At 69.8% G+C, this 20,945-nt stretch carries 16 protein-coding genes; 13 read left to right on the top strand and 3 right to left on the bottom strand.

The window, feature by feature from the left end; all coding sequences use genetic code 11:
- The first annotated feature begins 10 nt into the window (after positions 1-10).
- The 3 genes from mycP to ACZ43N_RS40880 all read left to right on the top strand — a co-directional run bounded on the left by mycP (position 11) and on the right by ACZ43N_RS40880 (position 2,235).
- Entirely contained in the window at positions 11-1,270 is a 1,260-nt protein-coding gene (gene mycP / locus ACZ43N_RS40870) for a type VII secretion-associated serine protease mycosin (RefSeq protein WP_468104662.1), read from the top strand.
- 242 nt (positions 1,271-1,512) lie between these two features.
- The gene (locus tag ACZ43N_RS40875; RefSeq protein WP_468104664.1) at positions 1,513-1,854 is read left to right on the top strand and encodes a WXG100 family type VII secretion target; all 342 of its coding nucleotides are present in this window, start codon (positions 1,513-1,515) and stop codon (positions 1,852-1,854) included.
- A 72-nt stretch (positions 1,855-1,926) separates the two neighbouring features.
- Complete coding sequence (locus ACZ43N_RS40880; RefSeq protein ID WP_468104666.1) at positions 1,927-2,235, top strand: WXG100 family type VII secretion target; 309 nt, start codon at positions 1,927-1,929, stop codon at positions 2,233-2,235.
- Between the two features lie 109 nt (positions 2,236-2,344).
- Here ACZ43N_RS40880 and ACZ43N_RS40885 read toward each other — a convergent pair whose 3' ends face one another.
- Complete coding sequence (locus tag ACZ43N_RS40885) at positions 2,345-2,671, bottom strand: DUF397 domain-containing protein (RefSeq protein ID WP_468104668.1); 327 nt, start codon at positions 2,669-2,671, stop codon at positions 2,345-2,347.
- Between the two features lie 513 nt (positions 2,672-3,184).
- Positions 3,185-7,153 carry a type VII secretion protein EccCa gene (gene eccCa, locus ACZ43N_RS40890; RefSeq protein ID WP_468104670.1) on the bottom strand — a complete coding sequence of 1,323 codons (3,969 nt, stop codon included), beginning with the start codon at positions 7,151-7,153 and terminating at the stop codon, positions 3,185-3,187.
- 321 nt (positions 7,154-7,474) lie between these two features.
- Here eccCa and eccD point away from each other — a divergent pair, with 321 nt between their 5' ends.
- From eccD to ACZ43N_RS40925, 7 genes are all read left to right on the top strand, one after another.
- Positions 7,475-8,980 (top strand): type VII secretion integral membrane protein EccD, encoded by a 1,506-nt coding sequence (gene eccD, locus ACZ43N_RS40895; protein WP_468104689.1) that lies wholly within the window; start codon positions 7,475-7,477, stop codon positions 8,978-8,980.
- A 14-nt stretch (positions 8,981-8,994) separates the two neighbouring features.
- Complete coding sequence (locus ACZ43N_RS40900; RefSeq protein ID WP_468104672.1) at positions 8,995-10,455, top strand: outer membrane protein assembly factor BamB family protein; 1,461 nt, start codon at positions 8,995-8,997, stop codon at positions 10,453-10,455.
- Positions 10,456-10,681: 226 nt separating this feature from the next.
- Positions 10,682-10,969: a 30S ribosomal protein S15 gene (gene rpsO / locus ACZ43N_RS40905; RefSeq protein ID WP_030583699.1), complete on the top strand. Its 288-nt coding sequence runs from the start codon at positions 10,682-10,684 to the stop codon at positions 10,967-10,969.
- Between the two features lie 350 nt (positions 10,970-11,319).
- The gene (locus ACZ43N_RS40910) at positions 11,320-13,539 is read left to right on the top strand and encodes a polyribonucleotide nucleotidyltransferase (protein WP_468104674.1); all 2,220 of its coding nucleotides are present in this window, start codon (positions 11,320-11,322) and stop codon (positions 13,537-13,539) included.
- Positions 13,536-14,915 carry a M16 family metallopeptidase gene (locus ACZ43N_RS40915; RefSeq protein WP_468104675.1) on the top strand — a complete coding sequence of 460 codons (1,380 nt, stop codon included), beginning with the start codon at positions 13,536-13,538 and terminating at the stop codon, positions 14,913-14,915. The genes ACZ43N_RS40910 and ACZ43N_RS40915 overlap by 4 nt, the downstream gene beginning before the upstream one ends.
- Positions 14,916-14,950: 35 nt before the next feature.
- Positions 14,951-15,703: a 4-hydroxy-tetrahydrodipicolinate reductase gene (gene dapB / locus ACZ43N_RS40920; RefSeq protein ID WP_468104677.1), complete on the top strand. Its 753-nt coding sequence runs from the start codon at positions 14,951-14,953 to the stop codon at positions 15,701-15,703.
- 16 nt (positions 15,704-15,719) lie between these two features.
- Positions 15,720-16,175, top strand: a complete 456-nt coding sequence (locus tag ACZ43N_RS40925) for a hypothetical protein (RefSeq protein ID WP_468104679.1) — start codon at positions 15,720-15,722, stop codon at positions 16,173-16,175.
- 63 nt (positions 16,176-16,238) lie between these two features.
- Here ACZ43N_RS40925 and ACZ43N_RS40930 read toward each other — a convergent pair whose 3' ends face one another.
- A complete protein-coding gene (locus ACZ43N_RS40930) occupies positions 16,239-16,796 on the bottom strand; it encodes a hypothetical protein (protein ID WP_468104681.1) in 558 nt (185 codons plus the stop codon).
- A gap of 189 nt (positions 16,797-16,985) precedes the next feature.
- On the opposite strand from ACZ43N_RS40930, the gene thyX reads away from it, so the two are divergent.
- From thyX to ACZ43N_RS40945, 3 genes are all read left to right on the top strand, one after another.
- The gene (gene thyX, locus ACZ43N_RS40935; RefSeq protein ID WP_468104683.1) at positions 16,986-17,726 is read left to right on the top strand and encodes an FAD-dependent thymidylate synthase; all 741 of its coding nucleotides are present in this window, start codon (positions 16,986-16,988) and stop codon (positions 17,724-17,726) included.
- A gap of 211 nt (positions 17,727-17,937) precedes the next feature.
- Positions 17,938-18,837 (top strand): 4-hydroxy-tetrahydrodipicolinate synthase, encoded by a 900-nt coding sequence (gene dapA / locus ACZ43N_RS40940; protein ID WP_468104685.1) that lies wholly within the window; start codon positions 17,938-17,940, stop codon positions 18,835-18,837.
- Between the two features lie 169 nt (positions 18,838-19,006).
- Complete coding sequence (locus ACZ43N_RS40945; protein ID WP_468104687.1) at positions 19,007-20,692, top strand: ribonuclease J; 1,686 nt, start codon at positions 19,007-19,009, stop codon at positions 20,690-20,692.
- Positions 20,693-20,945 lie beyond the last annotated feature (253 nt).

A 20,945-nucleotide genomic window follows, 5' to 3' on the forward strand; every position in this document is an offset into this window, starting at 1 on the left:
GGAGTCCTTCATGCGATACGAAAGCCACCCGGCGGCCATCTCGTCCCCTTGCGGTCGGCTCGTCCGCGCCTCCGCCGCGACGACCGCCGCGCTCGTCCTCGCCGGCGCGGTGATGGCGACGCCCGCGGCCGCGGCCTCCCCCGACCAGTGCGGCTTCGGCAACAAGAAGTACGAGGGCCGCCCCTGGTCCCTCCAGCGCGTCCTCCTTGACGAACTGTGGAGCCAGTCGAAGGGCAGAGGCGTACGGGTCGCGGTGATCGACACGGGCGTCGACGTCCGGAACGAGCAGCTCAAGGACGCCGTCGACGCCTCCAGCGGCGCCAACTACCTGCCCCGGAAGGACGACAAGGGCCGGCCCATCGACCGCGGCAAGGCGAACGGCACCACGGACACGGTCGGCCACGGCACACGCGTCGCCGGCATCATCGCGGCCCGTCCCGTCAAGGGCACGGGGTTCGTGGGCCTGGCCCCCGAGGCGACCATCATCCCCATCAAGCAGAACGACGCGGAGGGCCACGGCACCACGAAGACGCTGGTGCAGGCGATCGACCACGCCATGGCCAAGAAGGCCGACGTCATCAACATCTCCCAGGACACGGCGAACGCGGTCGAGCCGGACGAGTCCCTCCGCCGGGCGATCGACGCGGCCCTGGAACGGAACATCGTGGTGGTCGCGTCGGCCGGCAACGACGGCCTCGGAGGCAACGACAAGAAGACCTACCCCGCGTCGTACGAGGGGGTCCTCGCCGTCGCCGCCTCGGACCGCAACAACGAACGAGCCCCCTTCTCCCAGTCCGGGGACTTCGTCGGGGTCGCCGCCCCCGGTGTCGACATCATCTCCACGGTCCCCAAGGGCGGGCACTGCTCCGACAACGGCACCAGCTTCTCCGCCCCCTACGTGGCGGGGGTCGCCGCCCTCATCAAGGCCAAGCACCCCACGTGGACCGGACGCCGGATCGTCGCCCAGATCGAGCAGACCGCCGAACGCTCCTTCGCGGGCCACGACCAGCGGGTCGGCTGGGGAGTCGTCGACCCGGTCCGCGCTCTCACGGACGACGACCAGCCGATCGAGTCCCCCGACCCCCGAGAGGGCCTCAGTGAGGCGGAGGCGCCGACGGCCGCCGAGCTCCAACTCGGCGAGACCCCGCAGGAACGCAGTGAGCGCTACGCCACCTACGCCCTCGGCGCGACGGCCGTCCTGGCCGCGCTCATCGCCGGCACCGCCGTGGTGGTGCGTGACGTACGCCGCCGCGCCGACAGGCTCCGGTGACATCGGGATTTGGGGAAGCAAAGGGCCTGCGCGGTCACTCGCCGATGCAACGCCCCTTTCGTAACTGACTTCTCACAAACTCCAGTTGGATGCGATTTACACAGTGACTACAGTGGTCATCGAGTGGGGAACGCACGCAGTCCGCGTACGCAGTGCGACCGAGGTCTCCCGACAGAGCGCGCACCCATCGATGGCATCGATGTGAAGGCCACGACCACAGTTCAGGAAAGGGAGTGCGAGACATGACGGACGGGCGGAAGCTCAACAGTGAGAGCGTCTGGCTGCTGGAGAAGGGGATCATCGACCGCTACGACGACATCAAGAAGCTCCTCGGCCGTCTCCAGGGCACGATCGACATGATCGAGAAGAACTGGACGGGTCAGGGCGCCATGGCCTTCGACAAGAAGCAGACCGAGATCAACGACCACGTGGTGGCGCTCGGCCGCATGCTGGAGAAGGTCCTCGAGGGCGTGAACCTCAACCGCAAGGACAAGGACAAGCTGGAGGACGCGCTCCACCAGCAGATCACCCAGATCGACGTCCAGGACCTGGGCGGCAAGACCTCGGCCCTCAGCAGCTACTAGTCACGGCGGCGACCGGCACCGGCAACCGGCCCACGGACCTCGGCCCGAACCACCAAGGAGACAAAGGCAGTCATGACGAACGTCAACGGCGACTACCAGGACCTTGCCGTCAAGTACGGCACGCTCGACGCGCTCACCACCGAACTCGGCAACCTGGCCCGCGACTTCGAGAGCCAGATCCAGGCCCTCAAGGCCGATGTCGAGAAGATCGCCGAAGGCTGGGGCGGTGAGGCCCACGAGGCCTTCAAGACCCAGCACAAGGACTGGGACACCCACGCCAACGGCATCCGCGACGCGCTCATGGCCATCGGCCACCGGATCGGCGACGCCGGCGGTGACTACCGCGGCGGCGACCTCAAGGGCGCGAGCTACTTCCTGTGACCCGACCCAGCAGGCGGGTGGGCGCGTCCAGGTCCACCCGCCTGCTGTGGTCTGTCAGCTGTGCTCCATGGCCTGACGGAGCGACGGTCCAAGGCAGCTCTGTTCGGTTCTACTCGGCCGCATCCACGGTGAGCCCGCCGTTGTGCGGCGCCGGCTCCAGGTCGAACTCCCCGTCCCGCGCACCGAGTACGAACGCCCGCCACTCGGCCTCGGTGTACCGCAGCACCGTGTCGGGGTCGAGCGACGACCGCATCGCGACGGCACCCTCCGGCAGGTAGGCGATCTCCACCCGCTCCTCGTGCTCCTCCGTACCGGGCGCGGAGTGCCACTCCACCCCGGAGATGTCCAGGGCGTACAGCTCGTTCTTCTCCCGCTCCTTGCGAGCCTTCACATCCTCGGCCTGGGCGCCGACCTCGGTGTCCGGTGCGTCGGTCATCCTGATGAAAACCTTCCTGACGTGCGAACGAACCGTGCGAGCCACCCTACTGCCTGGGGTCGCCGGTCGGTCCCTCACTTCCGAGGGCTGTCGCAGGGGGCCTTCCGGTGAGCGAAGACGGCGGCGTTCTTGGCCAAACCGATCAGATGTGTACGCAGTACGGATCGGTCGGCGTCTCCCGGCCGCTTGAGATGGACGACCACACTCAGGTGCTCCGAGGTGCTCCGAGGTGCTCCGAGGTGCTCCGAGGTGCCCCGAGGCGCGCCGGGCCGGCCTGACAGGCCCTGAGACCCCCTACCTCCCGGGCGCCGGAGCACCGCCACCGGGCTCCAGCTGGTTCAGCCGCGTCCCGGCCGACTGGCGCTCCGCGGCCCGCGACTTCAGCTGCTCCCACTCGTCCCCCGCCACGCCCGACTTCCTCCCCGACTCGTTCCACCCGGCCTGGATCCGCTGGTGGACGTCGGGTTCTTCCAGCGGAACCGGGCGCGGCTCAGGACGACGCAGAGACTCCCGTCAGGGGGTCTCCTCCGGCAGCAGACCGGTCTGGATCAGCGGCTTGCCGCGGCGCCGTGACACGAAGATTCCCCGGCCCGCGGGCATCGGGCGAGGCCGGACACCGCCGAGGAGGTCACCTTCCCCCGGATCACCCGCAAGGACGACACCCTGTGCGCCGAGTTCCTTCATCCGCTGCATGAACGGCTCGTACGACGCCCGCCCCGCGCCCGCCGTGGAGCGGGCGATGAGGAACCGCACACCGACGTCCCGGGCGAACGGCAGGAGCTCGGTGAGACCGCTCAGCGGGTTGCCGCTCGACGTCGACACGAGGTCGTAGTCGTCGATGACCACGTACACCGTCGGCCCGCGCCACCAGCTCCGGTCCCGCAACTGCTGCGCGGTCACGTCGGCGGTGGGCGTGCGCCGCTTCATCAGGTCCGCGAGTGCCGTCATGTGGTGGTCCATGGCGTTGGACATCGGGATGTACTCCGCCAGGTGGGACGCCGGAGTGACATCCAGCAGGGACCGGCGGTTGTCGACCACGAACAGCTTGCAGGTGTCCCCGGAGTAGCGCTCGGTGAGCTGCTTGACCAGCAGCCGCAGCAGATTCGACTTGCCCGACTCGCTCTCGCCGAAGACCAGGAAGAACGGGTCCTGCTCGAAGTCCACGAAGACCGGTTCCAGGTTGTCCTCGTCGAGCCCGAACGCGACGCCCTGCCGGGGGAAGCGATCGCCCGGCGGCAACTGCTCCACCGGCACCCTCCGGGGCAGCAACCGGACCTCCGGCGCACCCGGCGCCTCCCAGTGCCGCGCGACCTCGGTGGCCAGCGCGGCCGTGGCGTCCGCCAGATCGGTGTCGGAGGTGAGCCCGTCGATCCGTGGCACCGCCGCCATGAAGTGCAGCTTCTGCGGCGACAGACCACGCCCCGGCACCCCCGTCGGCACGTTCACCGCGACCTTGCGGTCGATCTCGGAGTCCATCGGGTCACCGAGCCGCAGCTCCAGGCGGTTCATGATGTGGTCCTTGAGGTTCGAGCGGACCTCCATCGAACGGGACGCGGCCAGCACCAGGTGGATGCCGTACCCGAGGCCCCGCGCCGCGATGTCCAGGACCACCGCGTCCAGACCCTCGTAGTCCGTACGGAAGTTGCCCCACCCGTCGATGACGAGGAAGACGTCCCCCCACGGCTGGTCCGAGACCGCGATGTCGCCCCGGGCGCGCCGGGCCCGGAACTCCGCCATCGACGAGATGCCCTGCGACCTGAAGTACTCCTCCCGGCGCGTCATCACGCCGTACACCTCGGCGACCGTACGCCGCACCTTCTCCGGGTCCAGCCGCGAGGCGACCCCGCCCACATGCGGCAGACCGGCCACCGCCGACATGCCGCCACCGCCGAAGTCCAGCCCGTAGAACTGCACCTCGTACGGCGTGTGCGTGAGCGCGAACGACGAGATCAGGGTGCGCAGCAGCGTCGACTTGCCTGACTGGGGGCCACCGATGATCTGCATATGGCCCGCCGCACCGGAGAAGTCCACCCACAGCGGATCACGCCGCTGCTCGAACGGCTTGTCCACGATGCCGACCGGGACGACCAGCCGGCCCGCGCCCTCGTACCCCGGCTGGGTCAGACCCCGGCCCCGCACCGCAGTGAGCCCGGGCAGCAGCCCGTCCAGCGACGGCGGGCTGTCCAGCGGAGGCAGCCACACCTGGTGCGCCGCCGGGCCCTGCGCCTCCAGCCGCCGCACGATCACGTCCAGCACCGTGTCGGCCAGCGCGTCGTCCGTGTCCGACGTGGGCTCCGTACGGGGCCGAGGCACCGCCGCATAGCGCACCGGCACCTCTGTCGCTGTGAACAGCACCGGCCGCCGGTCCACCGGCAGCGGCCCGCCCGGGGCGCCCGCGCCCGCCGCGCCCGAGCGGTACACCCCGGACACGTACGCCGCCTTGAAGCGCACCATCTCGTCCGTGCCGAACTTCAGGAACCCGGAACCCGGCACGTTCGGCAGCTCGTACGCGTCCGGCACACCCAGCGCGGCCCGCGACTCGGCGGCGGAGAAGGTCCGCAGACCGACGCGGTAGGAGAGGTACGTCTCCAGGCCCCGCAGCCGCCCCTCCTCCAGACGCTGCGACGCGAGCAGCAGATGCACGCCCAGCGACCGCCCGATCCGGCCGATCTGCACGAACATCTCGATGAAGTCGGGCTTCGCGGTGAGCAGTTCGCTGAACTCGTCGATCACCAGCACCAGCGAGGGGATCGGCTGGAGCGGAGCGCCCGCCGCGCGCGCCTTCTCGTAGTCGTGGATGTTGGCGTAGTTCCCCGCGTCGCGCAGCATCTCCTGGCGGCGGTTGAGCTCGCCCCGGATGGAGTCGCCCATGCGGTCGACCAGGGTGAGATCGTCGGCCAGGTTGGTGATCACGGCCGCGACATGCGGCATCTGCGCCATACCGGCGAAGGTCGCACCGCCCTTGAAGTCCGCGAGGACGAAGTTCAGGGTCTCCGAGGAGTGCGTGACCGCGAGGCCGAGCACAAGCGTGCGCAGCAGCTCCGACTTGCCGGAACCCGTGGCGCCGACGCACAGACCGTGCGGTCCCATGCCCTCCTGCGCGGCTTCCTTCAGGTCGAGCATCACAGGCCGGCCGTCCTCGCCCACACCGATCGGCACCCGCAGCCGCTCGGCGAGTGCACGCGGCCGCCAGGTCCGGGCCGTGTCCACCGACGCCGCGTCCCCGAGACCCAGCAGGTCCGTGAACTCCAGGTTGGCCAGCAGCGGTTCGTCGTCGTCCCCGCCCGAGGCCATGCGCAGCGGCGCCAACTGCCGGGCCAGCGCTTCGGCCGACTCGTACGACAACGCGTCGGGCACGCCCTCGTAGACCAGACCGTGCCCGGACTCCAGGTGCAGCGATCCGGGGTGCACAAGGACGGAGAGGTCACCGCGGGCGCCGCCCGGCTCGCCGGGAACGACCTCCACGACGGTCACGCCCTGCAGTCCCTCGGCGGAGGCGAGGACGGAGTCCGGCGGCAGGGAAACACCGTCGAGCACGACGACGATGTGCGGTTCCTCGGGAAGCGGCGCCGCACCGGGGTGGAAGCGGGGGCGGCCGGTGAGGCGGCTCGCCAGCAGGTCCTCCAGGTCGCGGGGATCGCTGCCGATGAGCCGGCGGCTGCCGGCGCCGTCCACGGCACCCGGCGCCTGCACATGCGGCAGCCACTTGGCCCACTCCCAGTGCGGCAGGGCCTCCCGCCCGGCCATGACCACGATCATCAGGTCCGCCGGCGAGTGCAGGGAGGCCAGAGAGCCGGTCAGGGCACGCACCGAGGACCGTACGGACTCCGGTTCACCGCCCAGGGTGACGTGGTAGAAGGCGCGCAGTGACACTGCCATCGGCAGGTCGTCGAGGGTGTCGTGCGTGGCGAGGAAGCGCTGCATCGCCCCCGCGGTCAGCGGTTCCAACTGTTCGACCGGCGCGGTCTCCGGGGCGATCAGGGGGGTGGCGAGGGCCTGCGGACCGAGACCGATGCGCACCTGCGCGAAGTCCTCGTCACCCGGCCGCCGTTCCCACAGCCGGCTGCCCTCCGCGACGAGCGCCCACAGCTGGTCGGGGGAGGGGTGCAGGTAGTACTGGGCGTCGCGCTGCTTCCTGGCCGTCTCGACGGCGGAACGCCGGGCCTGCGACAGGTACAGCAGATAGTCACGGCGGATGTCCGCCAACTGCGTCTGGGAACCCCGGCGGTAGCGGATGACCATCGCGACGGACATGGCGATCGTCGACGCGATCATCACCATGCCCATCACCTTCATGAACGGCTGGCCGCTCGTGAAGAAGAAGACCACCGAGCCACCCATGCCGAGGGTGGGCAGCAACTGCAGGAGCACACTCTCCTGTTGGCCGCGCGGCAACTCCGGCGGAGGCTGCAGGACGACCTCGTTGGTCGGCACCTCGGACGGCAGCGCCCTCGGTGGACGCTTCACAACGATCTGGCTCACCGCTCACCAATTCCCTTGCCGGACCCGGAGTTCCGTCCGCCGCCCCGTGTCGGGCGGACGCGGGCCGCCGCGTGATCCTACTGACTTCCCCTCACACCGACGGGCGGTAGGGTGCCGGTTGATTCGCGTGAGCACACGCGAATCAGGTCGGCGAAACAGGGCAATCCGCGCGATGCGGAGCCGCCCGGACACCAGCGGCCGACCGCATCGACCCCTGCCCGCCGTCCCGCCGGACCACCCGCGGGACGGCCCGGGGGAAGTGGCGCAGGACCTTCACACCGCAGACGCGGAACCAACACCGAGGGGGAGCAGCAGGTGAGCATGACGGCCTCCGCGACGGCAGCCGGAGCCGGTGGGCCCGGCCAGGGAGCCCCTGCCGGGGCCGGGACGGGACTGGGCTTCTGCCGGGTCACCATCGTCGCGCCCGACAGCCGCATCGACGTGGCCCTGCCGGACGACGTGCCGGTCGCCGACCTCTACCCGGAGATCCTCAGGCTCTCCCGGCAGAGCCCCGCCGAGGGTGCCCCGGTCGGCTACCACCTCGTGCGCCGCGACGGCACGGTCCTCGACAGCGCCCGCTCCTTCGCCGCACAGCGCATTCTCGACGGCGAACTTCTCACTCTGCGGCCCTTCGCCGACTCGCTGCCCCCGGCCGTCTTCGACGACGTCTCCGAAGCGGTGGCCGCCGCCGTCACCCGCGACCACCGGCTGTGGAGCGGAGACCTGACGCGCGCCGCCGGCCTGGTCGGCGGCGGCGTCCTGCCCGTCCTGCTCGCCTTCGTCGTCTGGACCGCCGATCCGCGGCACGACATGCACAGCCGGATCGGCATCCTCGCGGCCGTGGCCGGCGTCGTCCTCGTCGCCCTCGCCGCCGTCCGCGCCCGGGTCTACGACGACCGCGCCTCCGCCGTCGCCCTGGGGGTCGGCGCCCTGGTGAACACGGGGGTCGGCGGGTCCGGGCTCCTCCCGCTCACCGACGGCCAGGGCATCGGCAAGCTGCAGTTCCTGCTCGGCTGCGCGGCGGTGCTCGTGGCCTCCGTCGTCCTGACCGTCTGCTCACCGCGCGGCGACGGCCCGTTCGTGGCCTGCGTGTTCGCCTCGGCCGTCGCCATGCTCACGGTGTTCGTCGCGATCCTCCTGAACTGGACGCCCACCCGGATCGCCGCCCTGTGCGCCCCCCTCGCCGTCATGACCCTGGCCTTCCTGCCCGGCATGTCCATGCGGTTCGCCCGCCTCCCCATCGGCTACGAGCCCCCGAGCACCGGCCGCGGTGCGTACGGCGGCGACCCCGCCCCGCAGGAACCGGTCGACCTGGCCCGTATCGAGGCCCGGGCCCGGCGCGGCCACGAACTGCTGGTCGGTCTCGTCGGCGGCTGTGCCCTGCTCGCCGTCGCCTCCGCCGCCGTCCTGGGCTTCTCCGACGACGTCTGGGGGCAACTGCTCGCGTTCGCGGCCGGCGTCGCCCTCCTGATGCGCGCCCAGCTTTTCCGCTACACCGCCCAGGTCGGCGCCTGCCTCGCCGCGGGCCTCGGCTCCCTCGTGCTGCTGGGTCTGGGGCTGGCCCTCAACCCGCCGCACTCGGTGATCCGCGAGGCCCTCGCCGACGACCGTACGGCCCTGGAGATCCGCACCGTCTGGCTCGTCGTCGCCATCGCGGCGCTCGCCGCGCTGATCACCGCCATCGGCCTGATCGTCCCCCGCAGCGGCCTCACCCCCTTCTGGGGCCGCTTCCTGGAGATCTTCGAAGGCTTCGTCCTGCTGACGCTGATCCCGCTGGCCCTGGCCGTCTTCGACGTCTACGGCGCCGCCCGCGCCATGACCGGCTGACCGGGGGCCACATCGTGAGCACCGACCCCTCCCACTCCCCGTACACCGCCTCCACCCTGGAGGCCGAGCGTCGCCGAAGGCTCCGCCGGCTCCAGGTCCTCGGCGCCGCCGCCGGCGCGGTCGTCCTGCTCGCCGCGGGCATCTGGGGGCTCTCCTCGGGGGCCGACCGGGCCCGGTCGGACGCGCGTCCGGTGGCCGCCCGGCAGGCGCCGGACGCGATACGCGAGACCGTGGAGAAGAAACCCGCGTCGCCCGAGGGCGGACGGTCCCTCTACCTCGTCGAGGAGATGAAGACCGTCGGCAAGGACGTCTCGGCCCTCGGCACCTGGGCCACCGACAAGGTCTTCGCCAAGGGCATCGGCGACTACATCCAGGGCTTCGCCCCGGGTGACGACAGCGACGACCTGTACAAGCTCCGCTTCCCGGCCCCGCTGTGCGCGGTGACCCGCCACGTCAGCGTTGCGGGCTGGACGGCGGTCGTGCATCCGGGACACAGGCCCGACCCGGACGCGGACGCCACCGAGACCGCGATGACGCTGCCCTGCGACCGGCTCACCGTCTTCGACATCGACACCGGCGAGAAGAAGTGGGACGTGAAGCTGCCCGGCGACGGCAACGCCATGTCCGTCAACGTCACCATGACCGACGGCGCGGTCCTCGTCAGCTGGGGCCAGGGCTCAGCGGCCTACGACATGACCACCGGCAAGCGCCTGTGGGCCGACACCACGCCGTCCGCGTGCGAGGACACCGGCTTCGCCGGCGGCAAGGGCCTCATCGCGCTCCGGCAGTGCGGTGACTCGGGCGACCCCGAGTTCCGGGTGGAGAAGGTCGACGCCCGCACCGGGAAGTCGCGGTGGACCTACAAGGTCGCTCCCGGCGTCAACACGGTGTATCTGATCTCCTCCGAACCGGCGGTCATCGCCGTCCAGGCGGGTGATTTCGCGGTCACCGACCTGATCTCCCTCGACGACCGGGGCAAGGCCCGTGCCTCCATCCAGCCCAAGCGCGACCACCAGGTCGTCAACTGCACCGAGACCTTCAACGGGGTCGTCGAGTCGTGCGGCACCGTCGTCGTGAGCGAAAAGCAGCTGTACATCACGACCGACGACGACATCGTCGCCTACGACCTCGGCACCGGCCGGACCGTCTTCAAGTTCGACTCCCTGCCGGGGCGCCCCATGCACCCGCTGCGGATGAGCGGCGGCAAGCTCATCGCGTACCGCGAGTCCGGTGACCTCTCGCCCGCCGCGGTGGTCAGCCTCGACCCGGGGACCCGTGAGGAGACACCCCTGCTGCTCCTCGGCGGTGACCTGGACCTCGTCGAGGTCGGCGACCCCGAGGAGGACGACATCGTCTACGAGGACGGCCGGATCTACTTCGCCACCCAGACCCTGCACGGCCCGGACAAGAAGGGCGAGGTCGGCGAGAACGCCACCGTGGCGATCGGCTACGAGAGCGTCGCCCTCTCCCGCTGAGCCGGGGCCGGCGTCTCCGCCCGGACGGGGAGGCCGGGCCCCGGGCAGGACCGTCCTTGCGTACTGGTACGCTGTGTGACGGCCGTCTGTGTGCGCACCCTGCGGACTCCTCCAAGGACTCCACGAGGCAGCGCCGACGGATCCCGCCACCCGAGCTCCAGAAGTTCCCCTGAGACGAAGACCAGGGGCGCTCGGTGGCATCGACAAGACTCAGAAGGAGTATCGCGTGTCGCTCGACGCCGCTACGAAGAAGCAGATCATCGCCGAGTTCGGTACCAAGGAGGGCGACACCGGCTCCCCCGAGGTCCAGGTCGCGATGCTCTCGCGCCGTATCTCGGACCTGACCGAGCACCTCAAGACCCACAAGCACGACCACCACTCCCGTCGTGGTCTGCTGATCCTGGTCGGTCAGCGCCGCCGTCTGCTGCAGTACCTCGCCAAGAAGGACATCCAGCGCTTCCGTACGCTGGTCGACCGCCTCGGCATCCGCCGCGGTGCGGCCGGCGCCAAGTAAGACGCCGTGAAGGGAGCGGTTCCCGAAACGATCGGGGGCCGCTCCCTTTGCCGTACATACGGACCGCACGTGCGGGAACGTGCGGAGTGTCACCACCCCTTTGTAGTGTGGTAGCACAACGCCATATGTACGAAGCGTGAGGGCACCCGTGAAAGGGTGACCGTACGCGACCGAACGAGGAGAAGCGCACCAAAGCCGCCGCCGGTCCTCGGTAGTGGCCCCCGGGGCAGCGAACCCCGGGTGCTTCGATCGAAGACCGGCCCGACCGCACGGAGCGCTTCTCCGCCACCGTCCCCCTGTCACACGGACAGCGCGGGACAAAAGACGACAAAGTAACGGAGAATACGCTAGTGGAGAACGAGACCCACTACGCCGAGGCCGTCATCGACAACGGCTCCTTCGGCACCCGCACCATCCGCTTCGAGACGGGCCGCCTGGCCCGCCAGGCCGCCGGCTCCGCCGTCGCCTACCTGGACGACGACACCATGGTGCTGTCGGCCACCACCGCCTCCAAGAACCCCAAGGACCAGCTCGACTTCTTCCCCCTCACGGTGGACGTCGAGGAGCGGATGTACGCCGCCGGCAAGATCCCCGGCAGCTTCTTCCGCCGTGAGGGCCGTCCCTCCGAGGACGCCATCCTCACCTGCCGGCTGATCGACCGCCCGCTGCGCCCCTCCTTCAAGAAGGGCCTGCGCAACGAGATCCAGGTCGTCGCCACGATCATGGCCCTCAACCCCGACCACCTGTACGACGTCGTCGCGATCAACGCCGCGTCCGCGTCCACGCAGCTGGCCGGCCTGCCCTTCTCCGGCCCGATCGGCGGCGTCCGCGTCGCGCTGATCAACGGCCAGTGGGTGGCCTTCCCGACCCACTCCGAGCTGGAGGCCGCCGTCTTCGACATGGTCGTCGCCGGTCGTGTCCTGGAGGACGGCGACGTCGCGATCATGATGGTCGAGGCCGAGGCCACCGAGGAGACCATCAAGCTGGTCCAGGGCGGTGCCGAGGCGCCGACCGAGGAGGTCGTCGCCGCCGGTCTGGACGCCGCGAAGCCCTTCATCAAGGTCCTGTGCAAGGCCCAGTCCGACCTCGCGTCGAAGGCCGCCAAGCCGACCGGCGAGTTCCCGATCTTCCTCGACTACCAGGACGACGTCCTGGAGGCCCTGACGACCGCCGTCAAGGACGAGCTCGCCCAGGCGCTCACCATCGCCGGCAAGCAGGAGCGCGAGACGGAGCTGGACCGCGTCAAGGCGCTCGCCGCCGAGAAGCTGCTCCCGCAGTTCGAGGGCCGCGAGAAGGAGATCTCCGCCGCGTACCGCTCGCTGACCAAGTCCCTGGTCCGTGAGCGCGTCATCAAGGAGAAGAAGCGCATCGACGGCCGCGGCGTCACGGACATCCGTACGCTCGCCGCCGAGGTCGAGGCCATCCCGCGCGTGCACGGCTCCGCGCTGTTCGAGCGTGGCGAGACCCAGATCCTGGGCGTCACCACCCTCAACATGCTCCGCATGGAGCAGCAGCTCGACACCCTCTCCCCGGTGACGCGCAAGCGCTACATGCACAACTACAACTTCCCGCCGTACTCCACCGGCGAGACCGGCCGCGTCGGCTCCCCGAAGCGCCGCGAGATCGGTCACGGCGCCCTCGCCGAGCGCGCCCTGATCCCGGTCCTGCCGACCCGCGAGGAGTTCCCCTACGCGATCCGTCAGGTGTCCGAGGCCCTCGGCTCCAACGGCTCGACGTCCATGGGCTCGGTGTGCGCCTCCACCATGTCGCTGCTGAACGCCGGTGTGCCGCTGAAGGCACCCGTCGCCGGTATCGCCATGGGTCTGATCTCCCAGGAGATCGACGGCGAGACGCACTACGTCACCCTCACCGACATCCTCGGTGCGGAGGACGCCTTCGGCGACATGGACTTCAAGGTCGCCGGCACCAAGGAGTTCGTGACCGCCCTCCAGCTCGACACCAAGCTGGACGGCATCCCGGCCTCCGTCCTGGCCGCCGCCCTCAAGCAGGCCCGTGACGCCCGCCTCCACATCCTCGACGTGATGATGGAAGCGATCGACACGCCGGACGAGATGTCCCCGAACGCCCCGCGGATCATCACCGTGAAGATCCCGGTCGACAAGATCGGCGAGGTCATCGGCCCCAAGGGCAAGATGATCAACCAGATCCAGGAGGACACCGGCGCCGAGATCACGATCGAGGACGACGGCACCATCTACATCGGTGCCGCCGACGGCCCGGCCGCCGAGGCCGCCCGCGCCACGATCAACGGCATCGCCAACCCGACCATGCCGGAGGTCGGCGAGCGCTACCTGGGCACCGTCGTGAAGACGACGACCTTCGGTGCGTTCGTGTCGCTGCTCCCGGGCAAGGACGGTCTGCTGCACATCTCGCAGATCCGCAAGCTCGCCGGTGGCAAGCGCGTGGAGAACGTCGAGGACGTCCTCGGAGTGGGCCAGAAGGTCCAGGTCGAGATCGCCGAGATCGACTCCCGCGGCAAGCTCTCCCTCATCCCCGTGATCGAGGGCGAGGAAGGCTCTGAGGACAAGAAGGACGACGCCGACAAGTGACGTCGCGTAGCTCCAGGGCGACGGCCCGCACCTCCACGGAGGCGCGGGCCGTCGCCCGTACCCAAACCCTGATCAAGGGCGTCGGCGGCATCGGCACGGTCCGCAAGACCACCCTCCCGGGCGGCCTGCGCATCGTCACCGAGACCCTGCCGTCCGTGCGCTCCGCCACCTTCGGCATCTGGGCCCACGTCGGCTCCCGCGACGAGACACCCGCCCTGAACGGCGCCACGCACTACCTGGAGCACCTGCTCTTCAAGGGCACGTCCCGCCGGAGCGCGCTCGACATATCGTCCGCGATCGACGCGGTCGGCGGCGAGATGAACGCGTTCACGGCGAAGGAGTACACGTGCTACTACGCGCGGGTGCTCGACTCCGACCTGCCCCTCGCCATAGACGTCGTCTGCGACATGCTCACCGGCTCGCTGATCCGTGAGGAGGACGTCGACGTCGAACGCGGCGCCATCCTCGAAGAGATCGCGATGACCGAGGACGACCCGGGCGACTGTGTGCACGACCTGTTCGCGCACACCATGTTCGGCGACACCCCCCTCGGCCGCCCCGTCCTCGGCACGGTCGACACGGTCAACGCCCTCACCGCCGACCGCATCCGCCGCTTCTACAAGAGGCACTACGACCCCACCCACCTCGTGGTCGCCTGCGCGGGCAACGTCGACCACAACAAGGTCGTACGGCAGGTCCGCGCGGCCTTCGAGAAGGCGGGCGCCCTCACCCGCACCGACGCCACCCCGATCGCCCCGCGCGAGGGCCGCCGCAGCCTCCGCACGGCCGGCCGTGTCGAACTGATCGGCCGCAAGACGGAGCAGGCACATGTCGTCCTCGGCATGCCCGGCCTCGCCCGCACCGACGAGCGCCGCTGGGCCCTCGGCGTCCTCAACACCGCGCTCGGCGGCGGCATGTCCTCCCGCCTCTTCCAGGAGGTCCGGGAGAAGCGCGGCCTCGCCTACAGCGTGTACTCGTACACCTCCGGCTTCGCCGACTGCGGCCTCTTCGGCGTCTATGCCGGCTGCCGCCCCTCCCAGGTCCACGACGTGCTCAAGATCTGCCGCGACGAGCTGGACCAGGTCGCCGAGCACGGACTGCCCGACGAGGAGATCGACCGGGCCATCGGCCAGCTGAAGGGCTCCACCGTCCTCGGCCTGGAGGACACCGGCGCGCTCATGAACCGCATCGGCAAGAGCGAGCTGTGCTGGGGCGAGCAGATGTCCGTCGACGAGATGCTGACCCGGATCGCCATGGTGACACCGGACGAGGTCCGCGCCGTGGCTCGCGAGGTCCTCGGGCAGCGCCCCTCCCTGTCGGTGATCGGCCCGCTCAAGGACAAACAGGCGTCCCGACTCCACGACACCGTCGCCTGACCCTCCCACAAGGCCCCCAGAAGGAAGCAGGACAGATGAGCAAGCTGCGCGTGGCGGTCCTCGGTGCCCAGGGCCGTATCGGCTCCGAGGCGGTGAAGGCCGTCGAGGCCGCCGAGGACATGGAACTGGTCGCCGCCCTGAGTCGGGGCGACAAGCTGGAGACCCTCGCCGAACAGGGCGCCCAGGTCGTCGTCGAGCTGACCACCCCCGCCTCCGTCATGGACAACCTCGACTTCTGCGTCCGCCACGGCATCCACGCGGTCGTCGGCACCACGGGCTGGACGGACGAGCGCCTCGCGCAGCTCAAGGGCTGGCTGGACGGCTCCCCGGAGACAGGCGTGCTCATCGCGCCCAACTTCTCCATCGGGGCCGTCCTCACCATGAAGTTCGCCCAGATCGCCGCGCCCTACTTCGAGTCCGTCGAGGTCGTCGAGCTGCACCACCCGAACAAGGTCGACGCCCCGAGCGGCACCGCCACCCGCACGGCCCAGCTCATCGCCGAGGCCCGCCGCGCCGCCGGCACCGCCCCGGCGCCGGACGCCACCGTGACCGCCCTGGACGGCGCTCGGGGCGCCAGCGTCGACGGTGTCCCCGTCCACGCCGTACGGCTGAGGGGCCTGCTCGCCCACCAGGAGGTGCTGCTCGGCGGCGAGGGCGAGACCCTGACGGTCCGCCATGACTCCCTGCACCACAGCAGCTTCATGCCGGGCATCCTGCTCGGCGCCCGCCGCGTGGTGCAGACCCCGGGCCTCACCTTCGGCCTCGAACACTTCCTCGACCTGGGCTGATCGGCCGGAACCCACCATGCGCGCGAAGATCACCTACGCCGTCACGGCAGCCGTCCTGGTCGTCTACTTCGTCCTGGTCGGCAGCCGTGGGGTCATGCTCATCGAGACCGGCACCCCGATCACGATCGCCTTCGGCGTCGCCGTCCTCGTCCTGCCGGCGATCGGCGTCTGGTTCCTGTGGAAGAACACCCAGTTCGTCCACAAGGCCAACCAGCTCGCCGCCGAACTCGACGCCGAGGGCGGCCTGCCCGTCGACGAGTTGAAGCGCACCCCGAGCGGCCGCATCGACCGCGCCTCGGCCGACGAGGTCTTCGCACAGCGCAAGGCGGAGACGGAAGACGCCCCCGACGACTGGCGCACCTGGTTCCGCCTCGCCGTCGCGTACCACGACGCCCGCGACACTCCACGGGCCCGCAAGGCGATGCAACGGGCCATCGCGCTCCACGACGGCAGGCCGGTCCAGGCCGCCTGACGCCCGCACACGGGTGAGGGGCCGATCCGCACGCGCGGACCGGCCCCTCACCCGTTCGGCCGACTACGCGGCACGCCCGTACTCCGCCGCCCACGCCTCGATCGTGTCGGCCGCCCGGTCGAAGGCCTCCGTACGCGCCAGGAAGTCGGCGTTGTGGGTGGTCATCAGCGGCGTCACATACTCCTGCACACGGTCCCTGCGCACGAGCAGCAGTGCCTGCCCCTGCACGGACCGCGGCAGCCCGAGCCACCGCACCGGCTGCTGCACGGTGCGCACCGAGATGCCTGGCTCCCAGGAAGCCGTACGCGTCCGGAAGAAGCCCACCTGACGCACGCCCCGCGCACTCACCCAGATGCCGACCCGCAGCAGCCGCAAGGCGCAGGCGATGATCAACAGCGCCGCTCCGAGACAGACCGCGCCCGCCTGCGGCGTCCCGGCCGCCGCGATGATGACCGCCGCGACCAGCACGTACGACGCGAGCAGCAGCAGGAGCGCGGCCGCGCCGACCCGCCACGGGCCGGGCCGGTAGGGCCGCCGCCAGCGGTCACGGTCGTCGAACGGCAACGCCTCGTCCACCGCCTGGTCGAAGGCGCGATCGGCGGTCAGGAAGGGCAGGGGCACGGCTGATCCTCACTCGATCCACGCACAGCTTGTGCCGGGTGAGGCTACCGAGCGGGACACGGGCCCACCACTCTCGGAGGGCCGACGGGGGAACAAGGGGGCACAAGTCGGGCCATCCTGCCCGTTGTCGGTGCCGGGCCGTAGAGTGGGCGCCGCCCGAGAGCAGCAATGGGAAGGACCATCCGAGCCGTGACCGACAGCCCCGCCGACGATCTCAAGCCCAGCTTCCGCAGCGATGTCACCGTCGAGCTGGTCAAGCACAGCGCCTCCGACTCCGACGTGCTGTGGGCCGCCCGCGTCTCCACCGCCGGCGAGCAGTCCCTGGACGAGCTGAAGAAGGACCCGGAGCGCTCCAAGGGCCTCATCAACTACCTCATGCGGGACCGTCACGGCAGCCCCTTCGAGCACAACTCGATGACCTTCTTCATCAGTGCCCCGATCTTCGTCTTCCGCGAGTTCATGCGTCACCGGGTGGGCTGGAGCTACAACGAGGAAAGCGGCCGTTACAGGGAGCTCCAGCCCGTCTTCTACATCCCCGACGAGGCCCGCAAGCTCGTCCAGGAGGGCCGCCCCGGTAAGTACGTCTTCGTCGAGGGCACCCAGGCGCAGCAGGAGCTGGTCGGCCGGGTCATGGAGGACTCGTACGTCCACGCGTACGAGGCGTACCAGGAGATGCTCGCCGCCGGGGTGGCGCGCGAGGTCGCCCGCGCGGTGCTGCCGGTCGGGCTCTTCTCCTCGATGTACGCCACGTGCAACGCCCGCTCGCTGATGCACTTCCTCGGCCTGCGCACCCAGCACGAGCTCGCGAAGGTGCCGTCCTTCCCGCAGCGCGAGATCGAGATGGTCGGCGAGAAGATGGAGGCCGCCTGGGCCGAGCTCATGCCGCTGACCTACGCCGCCTTCAATGCCAACGGCCGCGTCGCTCCTTGATCGACAGATGCGTTTCGGCCAGGCACAGATGTACGGGTCAGCCGAGCGAAGTGTCCGTATTGCGGCATTTCGCGAAGTTCATCTAGCCTGATCAAACGGACCCGGCACTGCTTGAACCCCCGAGCAGGCAGTGCCGGGCTCCGCATTTGTCCTGACTTTTCCCGGCCCCCGAGGGCAGACCGTGCCCTGAGCAACGAGTAGCGTGTTACCCATGGCTCCGACCTCGACTCCGCAGACCCCCTTCGGGCGGGTCCTCACCGCCATGGTCACGCCTTTCACGGCGGACGGCGCAATCGACCTCGACGGCGCGCAGCGGCTCGCCACGCACCTGGTGGACGCAGGCAACGACGGCCTGGTCATCAACGGGACCACCGGCGAGTCCCCCACCACCAGTGACGCGGAGAAATCGGACCTCGTACGAGCCGTACTGGAAGCCGTGGGCGACCGCGCCCACATCATCGCCGGCGTCGGCACGAACGACACCCACCACAGCATCGAGCTGGCCCGCGCCGCCGAGCAGGTCGGCGCCCACGGCCTCCTCGTCGTCACGCCGTACTACAACAAGCCCCCGCAGGAGGGCCTGTACCGCCACTTCAAGGCCATCGCCGACGCTGCCGCCCTCCCGGTCATGCTCTACGACATCCCGGGCCGCAGCGGCGTGCCGATCGACACCGAGACGATCGTCCGGCTCGCCGAGCACCCGCGCATCGTCGCCAACAAGGACGCCAAGGGCGACCTCGGCCGCGCCAGCTGGGCCATCGCCCGCTCGGGCCTCGCCTGGTACTCCGGCGACGACATGCTCAACCTGCCGCTGCTCTCCGTGGGCGCGGTCGGCTTCGTCTCCGTCGTCGGCCATGTCGTCACCCCTGAGCTGCGCGCTCTGGTCGAGGCGTACGTCTCCGGTGACGTCCACAAGGCCACCGAGATCCACCAGAAGCTGCTCCCGGTCTTCACCGGCATGTTCCGCACCCAGGGCGTGATGACCACCAAGGCGGCGCTCGCCCTCCAGGGCCTGCCCGCCGGACCGCTGCGCGCCCCCATGGTCGAGCTCTCGCCCGAGGAGACCGCCCAGCTCAAGATCGATCTTGCTGCCGGCGGGGTACAGCTCTAATACCAGACTTCGCGCGGCGCGACCTGGCATCGCACAGTGCGGCACCCGACTTCACAACTGAATACGCAGGACGCGAGTGCCTGCATCCCCATACACAACTGCTTATGCACGAACGTCACGCGCGCCACGTGCCACAGAGGCACGTGGCGCGCGTGGTGAGGAGAGTCTTTTGAGTCATCCGCATCCTGAACTGGGCTCGCCCCCGCCCCTTCCCGAAGGTGGCCTGCGGGTCACCCCGCTGGGTGGTCTCGGCGAGATCGGCCGGAACATGACCGTCTTCGAGTACGGCGGCCGACTGCTGATCGTCGACTGCGGAGTGCTCTTCCCCGAGGAGGAGCAGCCCGGAATCGACCTGATCCTGCCGGACTTCTCGTCCATCCGGGACCGCCTCGACGACATCGAGGGCATCGTCCTCACGCACGGACACGAGGACCACATCGGTGGTGTCCCGTATCTGCTGCGCGAGAAGCCCGACATCCCGCTGATCGGCTCCAAGCTGACCCTTGCCCTCATCGAGGCCAAGCTCCAGGAGCACCGCATCCGCCCGTACACCCTTGAGGTGGCGGAGGGGAACCGCGAGCGCATCGGCCCCTTCGACTGCGAGTTCGTCGCGGTCAACCACTCCATCCCGGACGCCCTGGCGGTCGCCATCCGCACCCCCGCGGGCATGGTCGTCCACACCGGTGACTTCAAGATGGACCAGCTCCCGCTGGACAGCCGTCTGACCGATCTCCACGCGTTCGCACGGCTGAGCGAGGAAGGCATCGACCTCCTTCTCTCCGACTCGACCAATGCCGAGGTCCCGGGCTTCACCCCGCACGAGCGGGACATCTCCAACGTCCTGCGTCAGGTCTTCGCCGGCGCCCGCAAGCGCATCATCGTGGCCAGCTTCGCCAGCCACGTCCACCGCATCCAGCAGATCCTGGACGCGGCCCACGAGTACGGCCGCCGGGTCGCCTTCGTCGGCCGTTCGATGGTCCGCAACATGGGCATCGCCAGGGACCTGGGCTATCTGCGGGTCCCGCCGGGCCTGGTCGTGGACGTCAAGACACTCGACGACCTGCCCGACCACGAGATCGTCCTTGTCTGCACCGGCTCCCAGGGCGAACCGATGGCGGCCCTGTCCCGGATGGCCAACCGGGACCACCAGATCCGCATCGTCCAGGGCGACACGGTGATCCTGGCCTCGTCGCTGATCCCCGGCAACGAGAACGCGGTCTACCGCGTCATCAACGGCCTGACCCGCTGGGGCGCCAACGTCGTCCACAAGGGCAACGCCAAGGTCCATGTCTCCGGACACGCCTCGGCCGGCGAGCTGCTGTACTTCTACAACATCTGCCGCCCGAAGAACCTGATGCCGGTCCACGGCGAATGGCGCCACCTGCGAGCCAACGCCGAGCTCGGCGCCATGACCGGTGTCCCGCACGACCGCATCGTCATCGCCGAGGACGGCGTCGTCGTCGACCTGGTCGAGGGCAAGGCCAAGATCTCCGGCAAGGTCCAGGCGGGTTACGTCTACGTCGACGGCCTCTCGGTGGGCGATGTCGGCGAGCCGGCCCTGAAGGACCGCAAGATCCTCGGTGACGAGGGGATCATCTCCGTCTTCGTGGTCGTGGACGCCTCCACCGGCAAGATCACCGGCGGTCCGCACATCCAGGCCCGCGGCTCCGGCATCGAGGACTCGGCCTTCGGCGATGTCGTCCCGAGGATCACCGAAGTCCTGGAGCGTTCGGCGCAGGACGGGGTCGTCGAGCCCCACCAGCTGCAACAACTCGTCCGCCGCACGTTGGGCAAGTGGGTCTCGGACACGTACCGACGCAGGCCGATGATCCTCCCTGTGGTGGTTGAGGTCTGACCGCTCGTCAGCTCTCCGACTGGAGCGGGGCTCCTCGATTTGCATCGGGGCGCCCCGCTCCAGTACGTTTACGGCTCCGCCCAGGGGGGAACCCGGCGCAACTGTGCGCCAGGAGCCACCCGGACCGGGCGGAAATCCCGACTCAGAACTTCTGATAAAGTCGGAACCGCCGGAAAGGGAAACGCGAAAGCGAGAACCTGGAAAGCACCGAGGAAATCGGATCGGAAAAAGATCTGATAGAGTCGGAAACGCA

Source organism: Streptomyces sp. NPDC030814, from assembly GCF_055572155.1.

Excerpts from the sequence above, each read along its gene's own strand:
- ACZ43N_RS40875 (WP_468104664.1), top strand. The coding sequence starts at position 1,513 with ATGACGGACGGGCGGAAGCTCAACAGTGAGAGCGTCTGGCTGCTGGAG.
- dapA (WP_468104685.1), top strand. The coding sequence starts at position 17,938 with ATGGCTCCGACCTCGACTCCGCAGACCCCCTTCGGGCGGGTCCTCACC.
- mycP (WP_468104662.1), top strand. The coding sequence starts at position 11 with ATGCGATACGAAAGCCACCCGGCGGCCATCTCGTCCCCTTGCGGTCGG.
- dapB (WP_468104677.1), top strand. The coding sequence starts at position 14,951 with ATGAGCAAGCTGCGCGTGGCGGTCCTCGGTGCCCAGGGCCGTATCGGC.
- ACZ43N_RS40925 (WP_468104679.1), top strand. The coding sequence starts at position 15,720 with ATGCGCGCGAAGATCACCTACGCCGTCACGGCAGCCGTCCTGGTCGTC.
- ACZ43N_RS40880 (WP_468104666.1), top strand. The coding sequence starts at position 1,927 with ATGACGAACGTCAACGGCGACTACCAGGACCTTGCCGTCAAGTACGGC.
- ACZ43N_RS40885 (WP_468104668.1), bottom strand. The coding sequence starts at position 2,671 with ATGACCGACGCACCGGACACCGAGGTCGGCGCCCAGGCCGAGGATGTG.
- eccD (WP_468104689.1), top strand. The coding sequence starts at position 7,475 with ATGACGGCCTCCGCGACGGCAGCCGGAGCCGGTGGGCCCGGCCAGGGA.